Annotated in this window: 11 protein-coding genes and 2 pseudogenes; 10 read left to right on the forward strand and 3 right to left on the reverse strand. The window is 71.4% G+C overall.

Features of this window, described 5'->3' with window-relative positions; all coding sequences use genetic code 11:
* Nucleotides 1–205 precede the first annotated feature (205 nt).
* Nucleotides 206–1,540, reverse strand: coding sequence for a 4-aminobutyrate--2-oxoglutarate transaminase (gene gabT / locus AAFF41_RS33735; RefSeq protein WP_060901190.1), 1,335 nt, complete (start codon nt 1,538–1,540; stop codon nt 206–208).
* Between the two features lie 343 nt (nt 1,541–1,883).
* Here gabT and AAFF41_RS33740 point away from each other — a divergent pair.
* The 3 genes and pseudogenes from AAFF41_RS33740 (at nt 1,884) to AAFF41_RS33750 (ending at nt 8,055) form a co-directional block, all read left to right on the forward strand.
* A pseudogene (locus AAFF41_RS33740) lies at nt 1,884–4,336 on the forward strand (ATP/GTP-binding protein).
* A 128-nt stretch (nt 4,337–4,464) separates the two neighbouring features.
* Entirely contained in the window at nt 4,465–6,126 is a 1,662-nt protein-coding gene (locus tag AAFF41_RS33745) for a PucR family transcriptional regulator (RefSeq protein ID WP_319747294.1), read from the forward strand.
* 483 nt (nt 6,127–6,609) lie between these two features.
* On the forward strand, nt 6,610–8,055 hold the full coding sequence (locus AAFF41_RS33750) for an aldehyde dehydrogenase family protein (RefSeq protein WP_060901188.1): 1,446 nt from the start codon (nt 6,610–6,612) through the stop codon (nt 8,053–8,055).
* A 122-nt stretch (nt 8,056–8,177) separates the two neighbouring features.
* Here AAFF41_RS33750 and AAFF41_RS33755 read toward each other — a convergent pair whose 3' ends face one another.
* A complete protein-coding gene (locus AAFF41_RS33755; protein ID WP_343325122.1) occupies nt 8,178–11,033 on the reverse strand; it encodes a glycoside hydrolase family 3 C-terminal domain-containing protein in 2,856 nt (951 codons plus the stop codon).
* A gap of 374 nt (nt 11,034–11,407) precedes the next feature.
* On the opposite strand from AAFF41_RS33755, the gene AAFF41_RS33760 reads away from it, so the two are divergent.
* The 7 genes and pseudogenes from AAFF41_RS33760 (at nt 11,408) to AAFF41_RS33790 (ending at nt 22,435) form a co-directional block, all read left to right on the forward strand.
* On the forward strand, nt 11,408–13,096 hold the full coding sequence (locus tag AAFF41_RS33760) for an extracellular solute-binding protein (RefSeq protein WP_319747298.1): 1,689 nt from the start codon (nt 11,408–11,410) through the stop codon (nt 13,094–13,096).
* A 27-nt stretch (nt 13,097–13,123) separates the two neighbouring features.
* Nucleotides 13,124–14,158 carry an ABC transporter permease gene (locus AAFF41_RS33765; RefSeq protein ID WP_319747300.1) on the forward strand — a complete coding sequence of 345 codons (1,035 nt, stop codon included), beginning with the start codon at nt 13,124–13,126 and terminating at the stop codon, nt 14,156–14,158.
* Entirely contained in the window at nt 14,155–15,090 is a 936-nt protein-coding gene (locus AAFF41_RS33770) for a carbohydrate ABC transporter permease (RefSeq protein WP_319747302.1), read from the forward strand. Before AAFF41_RS33765 ends, AAFF41_RS33770 begins: the two co-directional genes overlap by 4 nt.
* Before the next feature lie 150 nt (nt 15,091–15,240).
* Entirely contained in the window at nt 15,241–17,463 is a 2,223-nt protein-coding gene (locus AAFF41_RS33775; protein WP_343325123.1) for a 1,4-beta-glucanase, read from the forward strand.
* A pseudogene (locus AAFF41_RS33780) lies at nt 17,463–19,441 on the forward strand (beta-galactosidase). Before AAFF41_RS33775 ends, AAFF41_RS33780 begins: the two are co-directional and overlap by 1 nt.
* Nucleotides 19,438–21,687 (forward strand): glycosyl hydrolase family 95 catalytic domain-containing protein, encoded by a 2,250-nt coding sequence (locus AAFF41_RS33785; RefSeq protein WP_343325124.1) that lies wholly within the window; start codon nt 19,438–19,440, stop codon nt 21,685–21,687. The pseudogene AAFF41_RS33780 and the gene AAFF41_RS33785 overlap by 4 nt, the downstream one beginning before the upstream one ends.
* A 34-nt stretch (nt 21,688–21,721) precedes the next feature.
* Nucleotides 21,722–22,435 carry a glycoside hydrolase family 12 protein gene (locus AAFF41_RS33790; RefSeq protein ID WP_343325125.1) on the forward strand — a complete coding sequence of 238 codons (714 nt, stop codon included), beginning with the start codon at nt 21,722–21,724 and terminating at the stop codon, nt 22,433–22,435.
* A 17-nt stretch (nt 22,436–22,452) separates the two neighbouring features.
* Here the strand turns inward: AAFF41_RS33790 and AAFF41_RS33795 are convergent, their stop codons facing one another.
* The gene (locus tag AAFF41_RS33795; RefSeq protein ID WP_319747313.1) at nt 22,453–22,944 is read right to left on the reverse strand and encodes a hypothetical protein; all 492 of its coding nucleotides are present in this window, start codon (nt 22,942–22,944) and stop codon (nt 22,453–22,455) included.
* Nucleotides 22,945–22,976: the final 32 nt, after the last annotated feature.

Raw genomic sequence — 22,976 nt, forward strand, 5'->3', positions numbered from 1 at the left:
CCCACAGTCCCCTGTGGGCGGGGTGTATCTCTCATCTGGGTAGAACCTACGGCAGGGGATCCGGCTTCGACAGACGCAATCGCGTCCCGTCATGCACCTCGCACACGTTCTTCACACGCTCTGCCCCCGGTCGCCGTGGCCCCGGAACCAAGCGGAATCCGCTCGGAGCGGCCGTCCTGGGTCCGGGGCTGGGGCGGGTGGGGCGTCAGATACGGGCGAAGGCCTGCTCGATGATGTCGAGGCCCTCGTTCAGCAGGTCCTCGCCGATGACCAGCGGCGGCAGGAAGCGGAGGACGTTGCCGTAAGTGCCACAGGTCAGGACCAGCAGGCCCTCCTGGTGGCAGGCCTTGGCCAGCGCGGCGGTCGCCTCGGGGTTCGGCTCCTTGGTGGCGCGGTCCTTGACCAGCTCGATGGCGATCATGGCGCCACGGCCACGGACGTCGCCGATGACGTCGAACTTCTCGGCCATCGCGCCGAGGCGAGCCTTCATGACGGCCTCGATGTTCTTCGCCTTGGCGTTGAGGTCGAGCTCCTTCATCGTCTCGATCGCGCCGAGCGCGCCCGCGCAGGCCACCGGGTTGCCGCCGTAGGTGCCGCCCAGGCCGCCCGCGTGCGCGGCGTCCATGATCTCGGCGCGGCCGGTCACGGCGGCGAGCGGCAGACCGCCCGCGATGCCCTTGGCGGTGGTGATCAGGTCCGGGACGATGCCCTCGTCCTCGCACGCGAACCACTGGCCGGTGCGGCAGAAGCCGGACTGGATCTCGTCCGCGACGAAGACGATGCCGTTGTCCTTGGCGAACTTGCTGATCGCGGGAAGGAAGCCCTTCGCGGGCTCGATGAAGCCGCCCTCGCCGAGCACCGGCTCGATGATGATCGCGGCGACGTTGTCGGCGCCGATCTGCTTGTTGATCATGTCGATCGCCTGGGCGGACGCCTCGGCGCCGGCGTTCTCCGGGCCGGTCAGCCAGCGGTAGCCGTACGCCACCGGCACCCGGTAGACCTCGGGCGCGAACGGGCCGAAGCCGTGCTTGTACGGCATGTTCTTGGCGGTCAGCGCCATCGTCAGGTTCGTACGGCCGTGGTAGCCGTGGTCGAAGACGACGACGGCCTGGCGCTTGGTGTACGCACGGGCGATCTTGACGGCGTTCTCGACGGCCTCGGCGCCTGAGTTGAACAGGGCCGACTTCTTGGCGTGGTCACCCGGGGTCAGCTCGGCCAGGGCCTCGGCGACGGCGACGTAGCCCTCGTACGGCGTGACCATGAAACAGGTGTGGGTGAAGTCCTGGAGCTGCGCGGAGGCGCGGCGTACGACGGCCTCGGCGCTCGCGCCGACGGAGGTCACGGCGATGCCGGAGCCGAAGTCGATCAGACGGTTGCCGTCGACGTCCTCGATGATGCCGCCGCCGGCGCGCGTGGTGAAGACGGGGAGCACCGAACCCACACCGGCCGCGACCGCGGCGATGCGTCGGGCCTGCAGTTCCTGCGACTTCGGGCCGGGGATGGCGGTGACGACGCGGCGCTCCTGCGGAAGTGCGGTCATGAGGGGCTCCCTGATGATCTTGCGAACCGGACGGTCCCCGCGGCGGACGGGGTGTGCCGGGCGGGGTGTTTTCGGACTCTTGACTTCTTTCTTCGCAGGCTAGGGCCGGGAACGGAGGGTCGGCATGCTCCATGTGGGCGTTGTCGGAGGATTCCGTTGTCCGCGGTGGACATAGAAGGGCGAGGGGCCGATGGTCCCGGTCCCTCTATGTCCACCGCCGCTCCCGCCGCCGCTCCGTCCGGGCAAGGCGCGGACCCGGCCGCGTAAACGGTGAACTCCCCCCGCAGGGGCACTAGATTGACTCGCGGACGAAGCACGGAGCGGCTGGTCAGGGGGCAGGGCGATGGACAGCGACGGGACGCAGGACGCACGGGGCGGGCATACCGGTGCCGTGCCGGGACCCGCCGTGCCGCCGCCACCCGGCAGGGCACCCGCGTCTCCGCCGCCCGGAGTACCCCCGGTGCCGAGGGGGACACCGCCACGACCCGCGGGTCTGCCGTCCGTACCGGAGCAGTCCCCGGCTCCCCGGCCCACCGTCGCCGACTGGCTCGACAAGCCGCGACCCGCCGCCGGACCCGGGATCTGGCGGTACGGATACCGGGTGCGTCGCCCGTCGAAGGGGCGGGAGCGGCTCTCGCCGGTCACGATCGTCGGACTCGCCGTCCCGCTCGTGGTGGCACTCGTCGTCTGGTCGCTGTGGCGCCACGGCAGCGTCCCCTACATGTGGGTCGTGCTGAAGGTGTTCACACCGGACGACTGGTGGTGGAGCGGCACCACCTCGCCCAAGGTGTGGCAGGGGGTGGAGGCCGTCGAGGTCTACAACGGGGTCTTCTTCGGCGTGCTGGTGTACACCATGGGCCGGCTGGGGAGCTGGCCCGAGGTCGTCCGCCACTACGTCACCGGCCGGCCCCAGCCCCTGCGCGCCGCCCTCGCCGCGCTCGGCGCACTGATCGCCCTGACGTTCGTCTTCCCGGACGCCTTCCCCGGGGTCGGCTGGGACGCCCTGCCGGTCGTCGCCCCGCTGTTCTCCCTCGTCGCCCTGGTCTCCGGCGGCTATGACCTGTTCCAGTCGCAGCTGATCACCGACGGGCTCTACACGCTGATCACCCTGCTCGTCCTGTGGCCGTTCGCCCGGATCGGCGCCTGGCGCGGATACGCCAGGGAGTGGCTCGCCGCCCGAGCCGCGCGCCACGAGGCACAGGAGGCCGGCACCGCGAAGTTCGCGCCGGACCTGCCCGCCGCCCAGTGGCCCGAACTCCGTGACGCCGGACAGCACGAGGCGGCGGACCTGCTCACCGCCGAAGTGCTCGGCGGCCGGATGAACGACGTGGACTGCGCCCGGGTGCGGCGCGCGTGGACCACGGCGAAGTGGGACGCCACGCGCCTGGCGGCCTTCGCCGACACCGTGCTGCGGCGGGGCGGGGCGGCCTGGACCCACCCCTCCGGGGCCCGGGACCTGCCCGCGCGCACCGCGGCGCACGACGTGCTCGTGGGACAGGTGCGCATCGGGCGGTGGACGACCGGGGACCGTACCCCGGAGGCCTACGACGGCGGGGGCGCGGCCCTCGACCCGGAAGCCCTGGGCACCTCCCTGCTCGCCGTCGGTCCTTCCGGCTCCGGGAAGACCCGGCACCTGGTCGGACCCGTCGTCGAGTCGCTCGCCCTGCAGGCGCTCACCGGGCGGTGCGCCGTCGTCGCGGTCGCCGCCGCCGGGACGCCGCTCGGCCCGGACTCGGCCTTCGACGTCGTGGTGAAGATCGGCGACCCAGCCTCCGTCCACGACCTCGATCTGTACGCGGACTCCGACGACCCCGACGAAGCGGCCTCCTTCCTCGCCGAAGGGCTGGCCGGGGACCTCGACGCGGTGGCCGGCCAGCGGGCCACCACCGCGCTCGCCCAACTCCTCGGCCCCTACCGGGCGGTGCACGGCACGTTCCCGCCGATGTCCGTCCTGCGGGAACTCCTGGAAGGCGTGCCGGAGGCCCTGACCGCCCTGCACGAAGCCCTTTCCGGGCCGCAGCACGCCGGGATGCGCCGCGAACTGGAAGCCCGTATGCGGCAGGTCGGCAGCCCGGCCGACGCGGGCCCGGCGCTCGCCGACCGGCTGGCGCTCCTGGACCGGCCGGCCTTCGCCGACTTCTTCGGCGCGGGCGGCACCACCCGCGCCTTCTCGCTGCGCGCCGTGGCCCACCACCCGCTCCGGGTACGGATCGACCTGCCCGAGCACGGGCACGAGGAGGCCGCCAGGCTGCTCGCCCGGCTCGTACTGGCCCAGTTCACCGCCGTCGTCCGCGGCGGCGAGCGCCCGCACTTCGTCTGCCTGGTCCTCGACGACGCCACCGGAACGCTGACCCCCGACTCCGTACGTCGCATCCAGCGCCTGCGCTCCCAGAACGCGGGGGTGGTGCTCGCCCTGCGCACGATCGGCGACATCCCCGAGGCGCTGCACGGGCCGCTGTTCGGGGCCGTGGGCTGCCGGATGGCGTTCTCCGGCGTCACGACCTGGGACGGCAGCCGCTTCGCCCACGCCTGGGGAACGGAGTGGGTCGAGACCCGTGACGTGGCCAAGCACACCGTCTTCGCGGACCAGCCGATGACCCGGGCCATCCACGCTCTGCGCAAGTTGGTCACCGGAAAGGCCGTCACCACGGACGCGGTGACCATAAGGAAGGTCGAGCGGGAGCGGTGGTCGGCGTCCGAGCTGGCGCACGAGGTGCCGCCGGGGCACGCGGTGCTGTCGCTCACCAGGGTGGGGGAGAACACGCGCCGCCGTTGCTGGTGGACCTGCGGAGCTAGGTGTCTGGACACAAGGTCACCGGCCGACCGTACGGTGAGGCAGAATCGACATAGGTCGTTCATACGTTGCGGCCAAAAGATCACACTGCCCGTGACCGTCGAAGATCCTGTGAAGACCTGAAGGTCCCATGCGCCCCACGCTCGCCTCGATCGTCCACCACTCCGCGCTCAAACTGACCGTGCGGGCGGGCGAGGACCGTCTGGACGTACCCGTCCGCTGGGCCCACGTCAGCGAGCTCGCCGACCCCGTGCCGTACATGGAGGGCGGGGAACTGCTGCTGATCACCGCGCTCCAGCTGGACGCGGAGGATCCGGACGTCATGCGGCGCTATGTGAAGCGGCTGGTGGGAGCCGGCGTCGTCGGGCTCGGCTTCGCCGTCGGGGTCAACTACGACGAGATCCCGAAGGCCCTGGTCGACGCGGCGGAGGAAGAGGGACTGCCGCTCCTGGAGGTCCCGCGCCGCACCCCCTTCCTGGCCATCAGCAAGGCGGTGTCCGCCGCGATCGCCGCGGACCAGTACCGGGCCGTGACGGCGGGCTTCGCCGCGCAGCGCGAACTGACGAAGCAGGCCCTGAACGACGGCCCCGAGGGGCTGCTGTCGGCGCTCGCGGGACAGGTGGACGGCTGGGCGGCCCTGTACGACGCGTCCGGCGCTGTCGTCGCCACCGCGCCCGAGTGGGCCGGACGGCGGGCCGCACGCATCACCCCCGACGTGGAGCGGCTGCGCGAGCGTCCCGCGCCCGCCAGCTCCGTCGTCGGCGGCGAGGACCGCGTGGAACTCCACTCCCTCGGCACCGGCCGCCGCCCCCGCGCCGCGCTCGCCGTCGGAACGGCCGCCGCCCTCGGCACCGCCGAGCGCTACGCCGTGCACTCCGCGATCGCACTGCTGACCCTCACCACCGAACGCTCACGGTCGCTGCACGCCGCCGAGCAGCGCATCGGAGCGGCGGTGCTGCGCATGCTGCTCGCCGGGCAGCCCGAGCACGCGCGCACCGTGGCCGGGGACCTCTACGGGGAACTGCTCGACGCGCCCTTCCGGCTGATCCTCGCCGAGTCGGCGTCCGCTTCGGCCGCGCGGGCGCACGCGGACGGGCACGCGCGGGTGGCCACCGCGAAGCCGTCCAAGGCCCCCGTCGTGGTGCCGGACCCGACGAACGGCGACCCGCTCGGCGGGCTCGCCGAGATCGTCGAGTCCGCCGCAGCCCGCTCCGGTGAGTCCGTGCTCGTCGTGCCCGACGGGGAGCGGCTGGTCGTGCTCGCCGTGGACGGAGGCGCGGCGGTGACGGCGTGCGGGGAGTACGCGGCCGCGCTGGACGCCGCGCGGATCGCCGCCCGGGAGCAGCCCGTGGGCGACGAGGACGAACTGGTCGTCGGCCTGTCGGCCCCCGCCGGGCCGATCGCCGCGGCCGCCGCCTACAAGCAGGCCGAGCAGGCGCTGTCCGTGGCCCGGCGGCGGGGGCGGTCGCTGGTCGAGCACGAGGAGCTGGCCGCGGGGTCCGTGCTGCCGTTGCTCGCCGATGACGCGGTGCGGGCGTTCGCGGACGGGTTGCTGCGTCCGCTGAACGAGCACGACGCCACCGGGCGGGGGGATCTGGTCGCCTCGCTGCGGGCGTGGCTGTCCCGGCACGGTCAGTGGGACGCCGCCGCCGCCGACCTGGGTGTGCACCGGCACACCCTGCGTTATCGGATGCGGCGCGTCGAGGAGATCCTCGGACGCTCCCTCGACGATCCCGACGTCCGCATGGAACTGTGGCTGGCGCTGAAGGCGACGGCGGCGGCGGGGGAGTAGGAACCCCGGGTGGGTTCCACGTCCGCGGGCGGGCGCGCGCTGCCGCCGCCCCGGGGGCTCCGCCCCGGCCCCCGGGGCGGGTTCCTCGGCTGCGGGCCGTCTGTCGCTGGTCGCGCAGTTCCCCGCCCCCTCGGTCCGGGGCTGCGCCCCGGATTTCCCGCTCGGCCTCGTTTGTTCGGCTGTGGGTGGGTGGGTGGGGGCTGGGGCGGGGCTGCGCCCCGCGTGCCGCGCCGGCTCGGATTCGTTCGGCTGCGGGGCGTCTGTGCGCGGTCTTTTGGGGGTCCAGGGGCGTGGCCCCCGGGGGGGGGGACGGGTAGGGGCGGCGGGGGCGAGGGAAACGTGGCGGTCATCTCGATCGCGCCAAAGCGGAGTGCCCCGCCCCGCCACTGCTACGTCCCGGACAAACGACCTCCCGCCGCCGCGGCCCTACCGTGGACCACGAACGCCAAGGACACCTCAACCTCGGAAGGGCCGGGACTCGACATGACTTCCACCCACGCCTTCTGGCTCGCCGGCCGCCAGGCCACCGGTGAGACCACCTTCGATGTCACCTCGCCGTGGGACGGCCGGGTCGTCGGACAGGTCAGCGTCCCGACCGAGGCACAGGTCGAGGAGGCCGTCGCCGCCGCGTACGCCGTGCGCGACGAATTCGCCGCCACCCCCGCCCACGTCCGCGCCGCCGCCCTCGACCACGTCAGCAAGCGTCTCGTCGAGCGCACCGAGGAGATCGCGCAGCTCATCTCCGCCGAGAACGGCAAGCCGATCAAGTGGGCCCGCGGCGAGGTCGGCCGCGCGGTGTCCGTCTTCCGGTTCGCCGCCGAGGAGGCCCGCCGCTTCAACGGCGGCGAGGCCCAGCGCCTCGACACCGACCTCGGCGGCCAGGGCCGCCTGGCCCTCACCCGCCGCTTCCCGAAGGGCGTCGTCCTCGGCATCGCGCCCTTCAACTTCCCCCTCAACCTGTGCGCCCACAAGATCGCCCCGGCCATCGCCGCCGGCGCGCCGATCATCCTGAAGCCGGCGCCCGCGACCCCGCTCTCCGGCCTGATCATCGGTGACCTGCTCGCCGAGACGGAGCTGCCGGCCGGCTCCTGGTCGATCCTCCCGGTCTCCAACGACCGGATGCCCGCCCTCGTCCAGGACGAGCGGCTCCCGGTCATCTCCTTCACCGGGTCCGAGAAGGTCGGCTACGCGATCATGGACTCGGTGCCGCGCAAGCACTGCACCCTGGAGCTCGGCGGCAACGGCGCGGCCGTCGTCCTCGCCGACTGGGCGAGCGACGAGGACCTGGACTGGGCCGCGACGCGGATCGCGACCTTCTCCAACTACCAGGGCGGCCAGTCCTGCATCTCCGTGCAGCGCGTGATCGCGGACGCGTCGGTGTACGACCGGCTGCTGCCGCGCATCGTCGCCGCCGTCGAGGCCCAGGTCACCGGCGACCCGTCCGACGACAAGACGGACGTCGGCCCGCTGGTCAGCGAGGACGCCGCCCAGCGTGTGGAGTCCTGGGTCGACGAGGCCGTCCGGTCCGGCGCCACCCTCCTCACCGGCGGCAAGCGCGACGGTGCCTCCTACGCGCCGACCGTGCTCACCGACGTACCGGCCGAGGCGACGATCTCCTGCGAGGAGGTCTTCGGACCGGTCCTCACCGTGCGCAAGGTGGATGGTGAGGCGGAGGCCTTCGCCGCCGTCAACGACTCCAAGTACGGCCTCCAGGCGGGCGTGTTCACGCACGACCTGCAGGTCGCCTTCCGCGCCCACCGCGCGCTGGAGGTCGGTGGCGTGGTCGTCGGCGACGTGCCGTCCTACCGTGCCGACCAGATGCCGTACGGCGGTGTGAAGCAGTCCGGTGTCGGCCGCGAGGGCGTCAAGTTCGCGATGGACGACTACACCTACGAGCGGGTCCTCGTCCTGACGGGCCTCGCGCTCTAAGGGTGTGGCGCACTCCGCGCCACTCTCTGGCTAACGACAATCATTTTCAGATAGTCTCCCGAAGGGGCCCGGCACCGATGCCTTCCGGTGCCGGGCCCCTGGTGGTCGGCCTGTCCGGACCCTCAACCGGAGAAGCCCACCCGCGCGAGCCGCAGTGGGCCGCGCAGCCTGAGATGCAGGTCGTGCACACCGTGGGCCGCGAACTCGGCGCCGATGGTGGTGTAGTCGTACGGGCCCTTCGTCCCGCCGAAGCTGACCGTCGCGAGTGAGGGGCCCCCGTCCAGCGACACCTCGACGGCTCCCCCGCCCGACGCCTCGACCTCGACCCGCGTGACACCCGTTCCGAAATCACAGCCGCGGTGGACGAGTTCGCCCGTCGCGTCGGCCCTCGGCGACACCGCGTCACCCGACACCTTCGTACGGTCGACGATCTCGGTGTCCCGCTGTTCGTCGAAGTCGGCCGCGTTCAGGCCCGTTTCGCGCACCGGGCGGGGGGTGGCGGGCTCGCCGGTGAGGGCGATCGTGGTGCGCAGCCGGATGTCCTCGCTCGATGTGCCCGCGAGGAGTTCGTACGCGCCCGGCTCCAGACGGGTCCTGCCGACCGCCACGTCCCAGAACTCCAGTGCGGAGAGGGGGAGTTCGAAGGTCAGGCGCTCCGAGGCACCGGGAGTGAGGTGGAGGCGCCGGTGAGCCAGCAGTTCGCGGCGGGGGCGCGGCACCGACGGGTCCACGGCGCGCGCGTAGAGCTGGGCCACCTCGTCCGCCGGTGCCTCGCCCGTGTTCGTGACCGTGAAGGAGGCCATCAGCGTGGTTTCCGCCTCGGTGACCTCCAGATCCTCGTACGCGAACGTCGTGTACGCGAGGCCGTGGCCGAACGGGAACAGCGGGCGGCCCTCGAAGTACAGATACGTCTGGCGGCCGCCGATCACGTCGTAGTCGAGCAGGTCGGGCAGGTCCGCGTCGGAGGCGTACCAGGTCTGCGGGAGACGGCCGGCGGGGGAGACGTCGCCGGCCAGGACGCGGGCCAGGGCGGTGCCCGCCGCCTGGCCGCCGTGTGCGGTCCACAGGACGGCGGGGAGGTCGGTGGGGTCCACCGCGTAGGGATACGCCGAGACCAGGGCGAGGACGGTGTCCGGGTTCGCGGCGCGGGCGGCGCGCAGCAGGCGCTCCTGATGGGCGGGGAGCCGGAGGGTGGTGCGATCCTCCGTCTCGCGCCCGTTGATGTGCGGGTCGTTGCCCGCCACGACCACGACGACGTCGGCCGCCTCCGCCACCCGGGCCACGGCGTCCTCGCCGCGCTCGGCGAACTCCAGCTCGAAAATCTCCGGGGCGTCGTCGGCAACCCTGACGCCGTCGGCGGCGACAGAGAGATGCCCACCCGTCCCGACGTGCCTCAGGAGGTGGCCGCTCCCATGGGATCCGGAGCGGGAACCAGCCGGTTCGAGACGGAACGTCTCCTGGACGACCCAGCCGCCCGGCTGGTCGGCGGACGCGCGGAGGTAACCGTCCTCGGCGACCGAGAGGTAGCGCCCGTCGGGGGCCCGCAGGGTCAGCAGTCCCTCGCCCCAGTCGATCAGCGCGAGGTCGGTGCCGGTGGCGTCGGTGGTGAGGGGCGGCAGGTCCGTGCGCCCCGCGAGCAGGGCCGGATCCAGCGCGCCCTCGGCGCCGCGCACCTCGTCGTCCGCGTCCCCGGCGAGGGGCACCGACAGATACGCACCGGAGGAGGTCCTCAGGCGTACCCGGTCCACGCCCTCGGCGAAGTCGACGCGCTCGGCGCCGAAGCGCTCGTACAGGCCCTCCAGCGGAGTGGAGCGGTGGATGAGTGTGCCGCTGTACCAGTCAAGCTTGCACTCGTCGGCGAGGAGGCCCACGACGGCGACGCGCACGCCCGGACCGAGTGGCAGCAGGCCGTCGTTCTTGAGGAGGACGATCGCCTGCTCGGCCGCCTCCCGGGCGAGCGCGCGGTGGGCCGGGGTGTCGAAGTCCGAGGTGCCGCCGTGGGGGTCCGTGTGCGGGTCGAACTCGCCGAGCCGGAAGCGGATCGCGAGCTGGCGGCGGACCGCCGCGTCGATGTCCGCCTCGCTCAACAGGCCCTTCTCCAAGGCCCCTCGGACCCGGTCCGCGATCTTCGAACCGTCCTCGCCGTGGTCCGTGAAGCTGTCGACCCCGGCGAGGATCGCGGCGGCGGTCGCCTCCTCGTGCGTGTCGAAGTAGTGCTCGGAGTCGACCAGGTTGGAGGGGGCGCCCGCGTCGGAGCAGACCAGGAGGTCCTGGTCCGTCCAGGTGCGCAGGTGTTCCCCGAGGTGCGGGGAGACGTGGTTGGGGCGGCCGTTGATCAGGTTGTACGCCGGCATCACACCCGCCACCGCGCCCGCCTCGACGGTCGCGCGGAACGCCCGCAGGTCGTACTCGTGCAGCACGCGCGGACGGACCGAGGAGGAGGTGGTGTCCCGGTCCGTCTCGTTGTTGTGGGCGAGCCAGTGCTTGAGGACGGGGGCCGTGCGCCAGTAGTCGGGGTGGTCGCCGCGCAGGCCCCGGGTGTACGCCGTAGCGATCGCGGAGGTGAGCTTCGGGTCCTCCGAGTAGCCCTCCTCGTTGCGGCCCCACAGCGGGTGACGCAGCAGATTGACCGTGGGGGACCAGACGTTGAGCCCCACCCGGTCGTCGCGGGCGCGCATCGCGCGGACCTCGGCCGAGACCGCCTCGCCGACGCGGCGTACGAGCTCGTCGTTCCAGGTCGCGCCGAGGCCGACGGCCTGGGGGAAGACCGTCGCCGGGCCCATCCAGGCCACACCGTGCAGCGCCTCCTGGCCGGTGCGGAACGCGGCCACCCCGAGCCGCTCCACGGCGGGCGCGAACTGGTGCAGGAACGCGATGCGCTCGTCGAGCGTGAGCCGCGCCAGCAGATCGTCGATGCGCTTCGCGAACGGCAGCTGCGGATCGCGAAAAGGCGGCGTAGGCGGCGTTTGTGCGGTCACGTGGTGATCCCTTTGCGGTGGAGCGACGGGGTGCTTTCGAAGCGCTTCGATGCTCGATCGCCCGAGGGGCGGGTGTCAAGACACCTCGACGCACAACTCCGTTTCCTCATTGGCATTTCAAGCACCCGGCGAGGCCGGTCAGGTCCTCCACACCTCCGAGGAATCTTGGAATCGGCTCTTGTGCACCCCCAGGTGTTCACTTAACCTCGCAGCAACATCGAAGCGCTTCGACTAGTGGAGCGGCTCCCTCGGGGCACGCAGTCTTCGACGCAGTCCTCCGAGGACCGCTTCAGCTCAGCCAGTTCCACTCAAGACACCGCAGCCGACGGCTCCACCGCCGGGTGTCCTGCTGTGCGCCACGAAGGGTTGACGCAATGACGCCGAACACCGCCCCCTCCGCTCCCAGCCGGAGAAGCTTCCTCGCCTCCACGGCGGTCGCCGCCGCGGCGGTCGCGGGAGGGATGCCGCTGCTCGCCGCCTGCGGCGGCTCGGACAGCGGCTCGGGCGGGGGCACGTCGGCGGGCAAGAGCGCCAAGAAGCTGCTGCCGGCCTACGTCGCGACCAACGTGGTGACCCCTGACATCGCCGCCAAGAACGGCTCCGCGGTCGGCTTCACCAGCAAGCTCGACATCGCTTCCCTGAGGACCTCGGTGCCGAAGAAGCTCGGCAAGGGCGGCAAGGTCAGCATCATGTCCCCGTTCTGGGGGTCGCCGCCGAAGTCGGACAACGCCTACTACAAGGCGATGAATGACCTGAGCGGTGTCGACGTCGAGTGGCAGAACCAGGACGGCAACACCTACGACCAGAAGCTCGGCGCGGTCCTGGCCTCCAGCGACATCCCGGACGTCGTGGTCGTCCCCGGCTGGAACATGGGCGGCAAGATACCCAGCGCCATCATCGGCAAGTTCGCGGACCTCGGCCCGTACCTCTCCGGGGACAAGGTCAAGGACTACCCGAACCTGGCCGGGATCCCGTCCGATGCCTGGCAGCGCTGCATCTTCGGTGGCAAGCTGCGCGGCCTGCCCATGCCGTCCTCGTATGTCGCCAACATCGTGCCCCTCTACCGCAAGGACATCTTCGACAAGGAGGGATACCAAGTCCCCACCTCCGCCGACGAGTTCATGGCCCTGGCCAAGGAGATCACCAACGCCAAGGCCAAGCGCTGGGCCTGCCTGGACATGAAGTGGACCGCCTTCAACGCCTGGGGCGTGCTCTCCGGCAGCGAGAAGGCGCTCGGCTGGAACATGGTGGACGGCAAGCTGATCTACCGCGTCGAGACCCAGGAGTACCTCGAAGCGCTGGAGTGGACCCGCAAGCTCTTCGCCGCCGGGTACGTCCACCCCGACGCCAAGCTCGGCAAGAGCCAGTCCACCGACCCTGGTCCCAAGTTCGCCGCCGGCGAGTTCCTCATCTACAACCAGGACATCTCGCAGTGGTGGAGCCGCACCGCCGAACAGGCCACCCAGAACCCGGACTACAAGATCTGGGGCATGGACATCTTCGGCCACGACGGCGGCTCACCGACCCTCTGGGCGGGTGAGCCGGCCAACATCTTCGCCTTCGTCAGCAAGAAGGCCTCAGAGTCCGTCGTCCGTGACGTGCTGGCCGTCGCCAACGTCACCGCCGCGCCGTACGGCACCAAGGAGTACATGCTCACCAACTACGGCGTCGAGGGCACCCACTACACCGTCAAGAACGGCGTTCCCACCAAGACCGACCAGGGCAACAACGAGGTCATCAACGCCTACGTCATGGTCGCGAGCCCCACCGCGACCATCGCCCACCCCGACTTCCCCGAGGTCGCCAAGGCGCAGGTCGAGTGGCAGCAGCGGATGGGCGCCTTCACCAAGAAGTCCTCCTTCTACGGCATGCAGATCACCGAACCCAGCCGCTACACCAACCTCTCCAACGACTTCGAGCAGCTGGAGGACGACATCGTCCGCGGCCGCAAGAAGATCAGCGACATGCAGCAGGCCGTCTCCGACTGGAAGAGCAAGGGTGGCGACCAACTGCGCGACTGGTACAAGAAGCTGCTCGACGAGAACGGCCCGGCGGCGAGCTGACCGGGTACCGAGGCAAGGAGAACGGCCGTGTCCCACAGCACGGTGCCTCGGAGCGGGACCGAGGCCGACACGACAGAGAAGACCCCGGTGGCATCCGGCCGCGCCACCGGCTCCCAGGAGAAACGCCCCTCCGGAAAGGTGAGCCTGCGGCTCAGGTTCAGACGCGACCGCGTCCTGCTCCTGATGACGCTGCCGGCGGTCCTGCTGGTCCTGCTCTTCAACTACGTGCCGATCCTCGGCAACATCGTCGCCTTCCAGGACTACGACCCGTACATCAGCGACAACGGCATCGTCTCCATGCTGCACAGCCCCTGGGTGGGCATCGAGAACTTCCAACGGGTCTTCGAGGACTCGGCGTTCTGGGATGCCGTGCAGAACACCCTCGTGCTGTTCTTCCTCCAGCTCGTCCTGTACTTCCCGATCCCGATCGCGCTCGCGCTGCTCATCAACAGCGTGGTCAGGCCCAGGGTCCGGGCGCTCTCACAGGCGATCCTCTACCTGCCGCACTTCTTCTCCTGGGTGCTGGTCATCGCCGTCTTCCAGCAGCTCTTCGGCGGCGCCGGAATCCTCTCGCAGCTGCTGCGGCAGCACGGGTACGACGGTCTCGACATCATGACCGACCCCAACACCTTCAAGTTCCTGATCACCGCGCAGAGCGTGTGGAAGGACGCCGGCTGGGGGATCATCGTCTTCCTCGCCGCGCTGTCCTCGGTCAGCCCGGACCTGTACGAGGCCGCCGCGATGGACGGCGCGGGTCGCTGGCGCCGCATGTGGCACATCACGCTGCCCGCGCTGCGCCCGGTGATCGCCCTGCTGTTGGTGCTCCGCGTCGGTGACGCCCTCACCGTCGGCTTCGAACAGATCCTGCTCCAGCGCGACGCCGTCGGACCAGGAGCGGCGGAGGTCCTCGACACCTTCGTCTGGTGGAACGGCGTCCGCAACCAGGACTTCGGCTACGCGGCGGCCGCCGGACTGATCAAGGGCGTGGTCAGCCTCGGCCTGGTCCTCGCCGCGAACAAGGTGGCCCATCTCATGGGCGAGCAGGGGGTGTACAAGAAGTGACCGCCGTCATCGACAAACCCGTGCGCGGCCCCAGCCGTTGGGCGCCGCCGCCCCGACCGACGTGGGAGGAGGAGCCCAGCAAGGCCGGCCTCGCGGGCAAGGGACTCGTGCTGACCCTCGCCTGCCTGGGGATCTTCTTCCCGCTGTGGATCGTCATCGTCACCAGCCTTTCCTCACGGAAGACCATCGACGAGGCCGGCGGCCTGGTGATGGTGCCCAAGGGCATCACCTTCGTCGCCTACAAGGAACTCCTCAGCGGCGGCCAGGTCACCCGCGCCTCGGTCATCAGCATCCTGATCACCCTCGTCGGCACGCTGTTCTCCATGGCGGTGTCCGTCCTGTGCGCCTACGGCCTCTCGCGCATCGGCTCGCTCGGCCACCGCTGGATCCTGCTGGCGCTGCTGGCGACCATGTTCTTCAGCGCCGGTCTCATCCCGACCTATCTGCTGGTGCAGTCGCTGGGCCTGACCGACAGCTATCTCGCGCTGATCCTCCCGAGCGCGATCAGCGTCTTCAACATCCTGGTGCTGCGCGGCTTCTTCATGGGCATCTCGCAGGAACTCATCGACAGCGCCCGCATCGACGGCGCCGGTGACGTCCGCATTCTGTGGCAGATCGTCATGCCGCTCTCCCGCGCGGTCCTCGCGGTGATCACCCTGTTCTACGCCGTCGGGTACTGGAGCGCCTGGTTCAATGCCTCGCTCTACCTCAACGACCAGGACATGATGCCGCTGCAGAACGTCATGATCCAGCTCGTGCAGAAGCAGGAGGCCCCGGTGGGCCTCGGCCAGGCCATCAAGACCGGCCAACTGTCCGGCCTGGCGGTGCAGATGGCGGTCATGGTGATGGCGTTGCTGCCGGTGGCCGTGTTGTCGCCGTTCGTGCAGCGGCATTTCAAGAAGGGCATGCTGACGGGCGCGGTGAAGGGCTGACCGGCGTCTGTCGAAGAGGGCTTTGCGGTTGTTCGGCGACCGCGGGTCGTTCATGGCCGGCCGCGCCCACGCGGCGGAGCCGCATGTCGGTACAGCCCCGCGCCCCTCAGGTATCTCCCCTGACCGTCTCTCCGTAGAACGAGGTATGTCATGCATGCGTCCCGACCGAGCCGCCGGGCCGTTCTCGCCGGGACTGCGGCCGCCGCCGCGCTCACCACCGTGCCGCCTCTCCAGGGCCGCGCGCACGCCGCCGGGGTCACCGCCGCCACCCCCTCCTACCGCTGGCGCAACGCCGTCATCGGCGGCACCGGATTCATCACCGGTGTGCTGTTCCATCCGGCCGTACGAGGGCTCGCCTACGCCCGGACCGACATCGGCGGCGCCTACCGCTGGGACGAGCGAGCCGCCCGCTGGACCCCGCTCACCGACCACCTCGGCTGGGACGACTGGAACCTGCTCGGTGTCGAGTCGCTCGCCGTCGACCCCGCGCACCCGGACCGGCTCTACCTCGCCCTCGGCACCTACGCCCAGGCGTGGGCGGGCAACGGTGCGGTCCTGCGCTCCGAGGACCGCGGTGCCACCTGGACCCGCACCGACCTGAACGTGAAGCTCGGCGCCAACGAGGACGGACGAGGGGCCGGTGAGCGGCTCCTCGCCGACCCGCGCGACGGCGACACCCTGTGGCTGGGGACCAGGCACGACGGACTGCTCAAGTCCACCGACCGAGGGGCCACCTGGGCAGGCGTGAGCGCCTTCCCGGCGAAGGCGAACTCCGCCGGGCAGGGCATCACGCTCCTCGTCGCGGCCGGGCGCACCGTCTACGCCGGCTGGGGCGACGGTGACGGCACCACGGGCACGGCGAACCTGTACCGCACCTCCGACGGCACGACCTGGGAGGCCGTCCCCGGACAGCCGTCCGGCACCGCCGCCAAGGTCCCGCTCCGCGCCGCGTACGACAGGCTCACCCGCGAGCTGTACGTGACCTACGGCGACGCGCCCGGCCCGGGCGGCCAGTCCGACGGCAGTGTGCACAAGCTGCGCACGGCCACCGGAACGTGGACCGAGGTCACTCCCGTGAAGCCGGGAGGCACCACGGACGACGGTTCGGCGGACACCTTCGCCTACGGGGGCGTGGCGACCGGCGCCCGCCGCGCGGGCACCGTCGTCGTCTCCACCAACAACCGGTGGGCCGACGGCGACACCGTGTTCCGGTCCACCGACGGTGGCCGTACCTGGGCGTCCCTCAAGGACGTGGCGGTCTTCGACGTGTCCGAGACTCCTTTCCTCGACTGGGGTGAAGACCGGCCGAAGTTCGGCTGGTGGATCCAGGCGCTCGCCCTCGACCCGTACGACTCGAAGCACCTCGTGTACGGGACGGGCGCGACCCTCTACGGCACCCGCGACCTCAGACGCTGGGCGCCACGGATCCGTGGTCTGGAGGAGACGGCCGTGCGCCGGCTGATCTCGCCCCCGGCCGGGGAAGCGCATCTGATCAGCGGACTCGGGGACATCGGCGTGATGTACCACGAGCGGCTCACGGCGTCCCCGTCACGCGGCATGGCGACGAACCCCGTGTTCGGGTCGGCGACGGGACTCGCGCAGGCCGCGGCCAAGCCGTCGTACGTCGTCCGGGCGGGCTGGGGCGACCACGGCAACGGCGCGTACTCCCACGACGGCGGGCGGACCTGGGCGCCCTTCACGGCCCAGCCCGACATCGCCAAGAACGCGCCGGGGCCGATCGCCACCAGCGCCGACGGCGGTACGCTGCTGTGGTCCTTCGTGCACTGGGACGGCACGAAGTACGCGGCTCACCGCTCGACGGACAACGGCGCGACCTGGTCCGAGGTCTCCTCCTTCCCGAAGGGCGCCACGCCGGTCGCCGACCCGGCCGACCCGACGCTCTTCTACGCGTACGACACCGACACAGGAACGCTGTACGCCAGCGCCGACAGTGGCCGCTCCTTCACCGCCCGTGCCGGTGGACTGCCCTCCGGGGACGACCAGTTCCAGCTGGCCGCCGCACCCGGGCGCAGCGGTGACCTGTGGCTGAGCCTGAAGTGGAACGGGCTCTACCGGTCCACCGACGGTGGAGTCACCTTCGCCAAGGTCGCCGGCTGCTGGGCCTCGTACACCCTCGGCTTCGGCAAGGCGGCCGACGGCGCCGACTACCCGGCCGTCTATCAGGTCGGCTCCACGGAGACGATCACCGCCGTCTACCGCTCCGACGACGCGGCCGGGACCTGGGTGCGGATCAACGACGACGCCCACCAGTGGGGCTGGATCGGCGAGGTCATCACCGGAGACCCGCGCGTGTACGGCCGTGTGTACCTCGGTACGAACGGACGTGGCATCCAGTACGGGGAGCCGGTCTGATGCCGACGCTCGCAGACGCCACGCGTGGCCGCATCCTCTTCGGCGGCGACTACAACCCCGAGCAGTGGCCGGAGGAGCTCTGGCCGGAGGACGTGCGGCTCATGAAGGAGGCCGGCGTCAACTCCGTCACTGTCGGCGTCTTCTCCTGGGCCAAGCTCGAACCGACGCCCGGTGCACGGGAGTTCGGCTGGCTCGACCGGCTGATGGACCTGCTGCACGAGAACGGCGTCGGGGTCGTCCTCGCCACCCCCACCTCCTCGCCCCCGCCCTGGATGGCCGGCTCCACCCGGAGACCCTGCCCCGCGACGCGGACGGCCGTGTCGAGTGGTGGGGCGGCCGCCAGCACTTCGCCCACTCCAGCGCCACCTACCGGCGCCACGCCGCCGCCCTCACCGAGGACCTCGCCGCCCGCTACGGCGGTCATCCGGCCCTGACGATGTGGCACATCAACAACGAGTACTGCACCTACGACTGGGGCGACGAGGCGGCCGCCGCCTTCCGCCGCTGGCTCCAGGACACGTACGGCACGCTCGACGCCCTCAACGCCGCCTGGGGCACGGCCTTCTGGAGTCAGGGCTACGACGACTGGGAAGGCGTGCTGCCGCCGCGCCACGCCCACTACATGAACAACCCCACCCAGGTCCTCGACTTCAAGCGCTTCACCTCCGACGCCCTCCTGGAGTGCTATCTCGCCGAACGCGACATCGTCGCCCGGCACACTCCGCACATCCCCGTGACCACCAACTTCATGCCGTTCTGGCAGGGCCAGGACGCCTGGGCGTGGGCCGAGCGGGAGGACGTGGTCTCCGTCGACATCTATCCGGACCCGCGCGACCCGCTCGGCGCCCAGTACGGCGCGCTCATCCACGACATGACCCGCTCACAGGCCCACGGCGGGCCCTGGATGGTCATGGAACAGGCGGCGGGGCCCGTGAACTGGCGTGGTGTGAACCACCCGAAGCCCCGTGGTCTCAACCGGCTCTGGTCCCTCCAGGCCGTCGCGCGCGGCGCGGACGCCGTCTGCTACTTCCAGTGGCGGCAGTCCCGGCAGGGCGCCGAGAAGTTCCACTCCGGGATGGTCAGCCACGCGGGGGAGCGGGGCCGCACCTTCCAGGAGGTCAAGCGGATCGGGGCCGAACTCGCCCTGCTGAGCGACAAGGTGACGGGCACCCGGGTCGTCGGCGCCGACGTCGCCGTACTGCTGGACTGGAACGCCTGGTGGGCGAGTCAGCAGGACGGGCGGCTGTCCTCCGAGGTCGACCACCAGAGCGTCGTACGCGCCTGGCACCGCGCCCTGTGGGAGGCGAACACCACCACCTCCTTCGCCCACCCCGAGCACGACCTGTCCGGGTACAAGCTGGTCGTCGTCCCGCAGCTGTATCTGCTGACGGACAGGGCGATCGACAACCTCGTCGGATACGTACGCGGCGGTGGCACCCTCGTCTCCGGCTTCCTGACCGGCGTCGCCGACCAGGACGACCGGGTGCGGCCCGGCGGCATGGACCAGCGGCTGCGCGCACTCTTCGGCATCCGCACCCTGCACGAATGGTGGCCGCTGGACGCCGACGAGAAGGCCGAGGCCGAGGGCTTCCGCGGCACGCTGTGGTCCGAGGAGATCGAGGCCGCGGACGACACCTACGCCGTCGTCCGGTACGAGGGCGGTGAGCTGGACGGTCTTCCGGCCGTACTGCGCAAGGGCCGCGCCTGGTACCTGTCCACCCTCCCCGAGCCCGAGGCGCTGTGGCCGCTGCTCGCCGGGATCGCCGAGGACGCGGGCGTACGGCCGCCACTCGACCACCTTCCGGCGGACGTGGAGGCGGTACGCCGGGGCGAACTGCTGTTCCTGCTCCACCACGGGCGGGACACGGTGACCGTGCCGGTGCCGGGACGCCACCGCGACCTGCTGACCGGCGAGGACGTCGTCGATGCCGTGGAGCTGGGGCGGTACGGCGTCGTCGTACTGGAGGCAGCGCCATGAGCGAGCCCGCGGGCGGCCCCACGGACGCCCCCGTCCACGGCTCCACCGACGCCCCCGTCCACGGCACCTGGGAGCCCGCCCCCGCCGCCCGCTGGGAGGACGCCTTCCTGAGCGGGAACGGCCGACACGGCGTCATGGTGTTCGGTGATCCGAACGACGACCGGGTCATCGTCAACCACCACTCCCTGGTCCGTCCGAACGGCGGTGAACACTCCCGGCCGCCCGAGCTGGCCGCACGGCTGAGGAGCGTCCAGGACCGGTTGCTGGCCGGTGACGTCGACGCCGGGGAGGACTTCACCGACGGGCGACCCCTGCTGTGGGTACGGCCCTTCCACCCGGCCTTCCAGGTGCGGCTGCGCCGGGCGCCACGGGAGTCGCGCGCGTACCGGCGCGAGGTCGACTTCGCCACCGGCGTCGTCCGGGCCGAGTGCGGAGGCCGGCGCGGCGAGGTCTTCGTGTCGCGCGCGGACGACGTCATCGTCCAGTACGTGACGGAGGCCGACCTCACCGTTGACGTGACGCTCGACCACCGACTGCCGGGCGTACCCGTCGACTTGGCGGTGGGCCACGGTTGCGTGCGCACGCCCGAAGGCGCTCTCCTCACCCTGCGGGCCCGCTATCCGGGCAGCGAGCGGGCGTACACGGGCGTGACGCTCGCCGTGGTCACCGGGGGCCGGACGCTCACCGCGCCGCCCGGGATACGGGTCGAGGGCGCGCGTTCGGTGCTGCTGCTCACGCGGGTACGGCGGCACGAGGGGGAGTGGGACACGCTCGCCGAGGCCCGTGAGCTGCGCGCCCTGCTGCCCGACGGCGACGAGGACGCGTACGACCGTCTCCTCGCCCGGCACACCGCCCTGCACCGACCCGCCTACCTGCGGGCGGGCCTGGAGCTGGGTGCCGAACCGGCCGAACGGGTTCTCCCCGGCTCGGAGTTGGTCCGCCGTCCGAAGAGTCCCGCCCTGCTGGAACGGCTCTTCGCGGCCGGTCGTTACCACCTGCTGTCCGCCGCCGGAATGCTGCCGCCACGGCTGACCGGGCTGTGGACCGGAGACTGGGACACCGCCTGGTCGGGGGCCTTCACCACCGACGCCAACGTCAACCTCCAGACGGCGTCGGCCGCCGCGGCGGCGCTCCCGGAGGTGTCCGAGGCCCATGCCACCCTGATCCACGGCCAGTTGCCGCACTGGCGCGACAACGCCCGGGCGATCTTCGGCACCCGGGGCGTCGTCGCCCCCGCGCACACCGACGGCGAGTCCGGGCACATCTACCACCTCAGCCGCGAGTACCCGCTGCACGTGTGGACCGCGGGCGCCGACTGGCTGCTGAAACCCCTCGTGGACCACGACGAGACGCGCGGCGCACGCGACCCGCGCCTGGCCGCCGCGCTCGCCGAAGTGGCCCGCTTCTACGAGGACTTCCTCACCCGGACCGACGAGAACGGCCACGTCGTGATCGTGCCGTCGTACTCGCCGGAGAACCGGCCCGCCACCGCGCGCTGGATCACCCTCAACGCCGCCATGGACCTCTCCGCGGCGCGCCACGCCCTGCGCACGGCCGCCGACCACCACCCCGGACCCGACGCCGAGCGCTGGCGCGCCCTCGCCGACCGGCTGCCGCCGCACCGCGTCAACGCCGACGGGGCACTCGCCGAGTGGGCCTGGCCCGGCCTCGACGACGCCTACGACCACCGGCACCTCAGCCACCTCTACGGCGTCTGGCCGCTCGACGAGATCAACCCGTACGACACCCCCGAGCTCGCCGCGGCGGCCCACCGCGCCCTCGTACTGCGCGGCGCCGAGAACGACTCCGCGCACGGCCACCTCCACCACGCCCTGGTGGCGGCCCGGCTGCGGGACGCCCAGGGGGTGGCGGGAGCCCTCGACAACGTCCTCGCCGGAGACTTCTTCCATGTCTCCCTGATGAGCGGCCACTACCCGAACCGGCACGTCTACAACGCGGACGCCGCCCACACGCTGCCCGCCGTGCTCATCGAGATGCTCGTCCACTCCACGCCCGGCCGGCTGGTCCTCTTCCCCGCGCTCCCCACGGCGTACCCGAGCGGCCGGCTCCACGGCATCCGCACCCGGTTCGGCGCCGAGGTCGACCTGACCTGGAGCCCGGAGGAGCGCACGGCCGTCATCCGCCCCACCCGCAGCACGCGGATCGATCTCAGAACTTCCGCCGGCGCGCGACCGCTCTCCCTGAGCGCCGGAGAAGACTGCGTCCTCACCCTGGGGCCGCAGTAGCACCCGCAGTTCCCCCACCCATGGAAGGGACACCATGGCACCACGGACACTCGGCAGGGCCGCCAAGGCCCTGCTGGCCCCCGCGCTCGCGCTCGGCGCCACCGTCGGCCTCGCCTCCGCCCCCGCCCAGGCGGCCGTCTGGAACTCCTGCGAGCAGTACGGGAACACCAGCCTCAACGGGTACACGCTCTACAACAACATCTGGGGCTCCGGCGCGGGCAGCCAGTGCATCTGGGCCAACTCCGGTACCAACTGGGGAGTGTGGGCCAATCACCCCAACACCGGCGGCATCAAGTCGTACCCCAACGCCAAGAAGGTGATCAACAAGTCGATCACCTCGCTCGGCTCGCTCACCAGCGGCTACAACGTCACGGTCCCGTCGTCCGGCGCGTACAACACGTCGTACGACATCTGGGACACCGGCTACAAGTACGAGGTCATGCTCTGGGTGAACAAGACCGGAGCCGTCGGCCCGCTCGGCACCTCGCAGGGCACCCTCACCCTCGGCGGCCACACCTGGACCGTCTACAAGGGCAACAACGGATCCAACGACGTGTTCTCCTTCGTGCGCACCTCGAACTCCAGCTCCGGCACCGTCGACGTCCTGCCGATCCTCAAGTGGATCAAGGACACCAAGGGCTGGTTCGGCAACGTGACCATCGGCGACCTCCAGTTCGGCTTCGAGATCACGTCCTCGTCCGGTGGCCTGGACTTCGTGACCAACAGCCTCTCGGTCAGCAGTGGTTGACCGACAACCCAGGGGCATCAGCGGCTCGGTTCCCGCGTCGCGCGGGGGCCGGGCCGTCGCGATACGAGCCGCGCGGCACCGGCGCACCCGGCGCCGGCCAGCGCGAAGCCCAGCACGCCGGGGTTCAGGTAGTCGGGGACGGCGTCGGTGACATGGCTGTCGCCGTCCCCCGTCTCGCAGACGAACCGGATCGGCAGGTAGCGCACCGTGTAGTCGACGCCGCCGGGGTCCTGCGCCCGCTCCTCCCAGCCCGGTGCACGACAGGGCCGCAGCGGTGCCGAGTCGGCGCCGTTCTCCGCCGCGTCCATGACCGCGCCGACCAGATGGACCAGGCCCCACACGTACAGGAGGGCCGTGGCGGCCCCCATGAGGGCGGCGACGACGCGCAGCCACACCACGCGGTCGGCCTGCCGCAGGCCGATCCGGCCGAGGGTGCCGAAGCAGTACCCGACGAAGGCGAAGGCCGCGACCAGTCCCCCGGGGACGAGTAGCAGGAGCAGGTACACCATCCGGTGACTTCAGCAGCCCGAGGTCGCCTCGG

The organism is Streptomyces mirabilis (assembly GCF_039503195.1).
Taxonomy (GTDB): domain Bacteria; phylum Actinomycetota; class Actinomycetes; order Streptomycetales; family Streptomycetaceae; genus Streptomyces; species Streptomyces mirabilis_D.

Excerpts from the sequence above, each read along its gene's own strand:
- AAFF41_RS33785 (WP_343325124.1), top strand. The coding sequence starts at position 19,438 with ATGAGCGAGCCCGCGGGCGGCCCCACGGACGCCCCCGTCCACGGCTCC.
- AAFF41_RS33775 (WP_343325123.1), top strand. The coding sequence starts at position 15,241 with ATGCATGCGTCCCGACCGAGCCGCCGGGCCGTTCTCGCCGGGACTGCG.
- AAFF41_RS33760 (WP_319747298.1), top strand. The coding sequence starts at position 11,408 with ATGACGCCGAACACCGCCCCCTCCGCTCCCAGCCGGAGAAGCTTCCTC.
- AAFF41_RS33795 (WP_319747313.1), bottom strand. The coding sequence starts at position 22,944 with ATGGTGTACCTGCTCCTGCTACTCGTCCCCGGGGGACTGGTCGCGGCC.
- AAFF41_RS33790 (WP_343325125.1), top strand. The coding sequence starts at position 21,722 with ATGGCACCACGGACACTCGGCAGGGCCGCCAAGGCCCTGCTGGCCCCC.
- AAFF41_RS33745 (WP_319747294.1), top strand. The coding sequence starts at position 4,465 with ATGCGCCCCACGCTCGCCTCGATCGTCCACCACTCCGCGCTCAAACTG.
- gabT (WP_060901190.1), bottom strand. The coding sequence starts at position 1,540 with ATGACCGCACTTCCGCAGGAGCGCCGCGTCGTCACCGCCATCCCCGGC.
- AAFF41_RS33750 (WP_060901188.1), top strand. The coding sequence starts at position 6,610 with ATGACTTCCACCCACGCCTTCTGGCTCGCCGGCCGCCAGGCCACCGGT.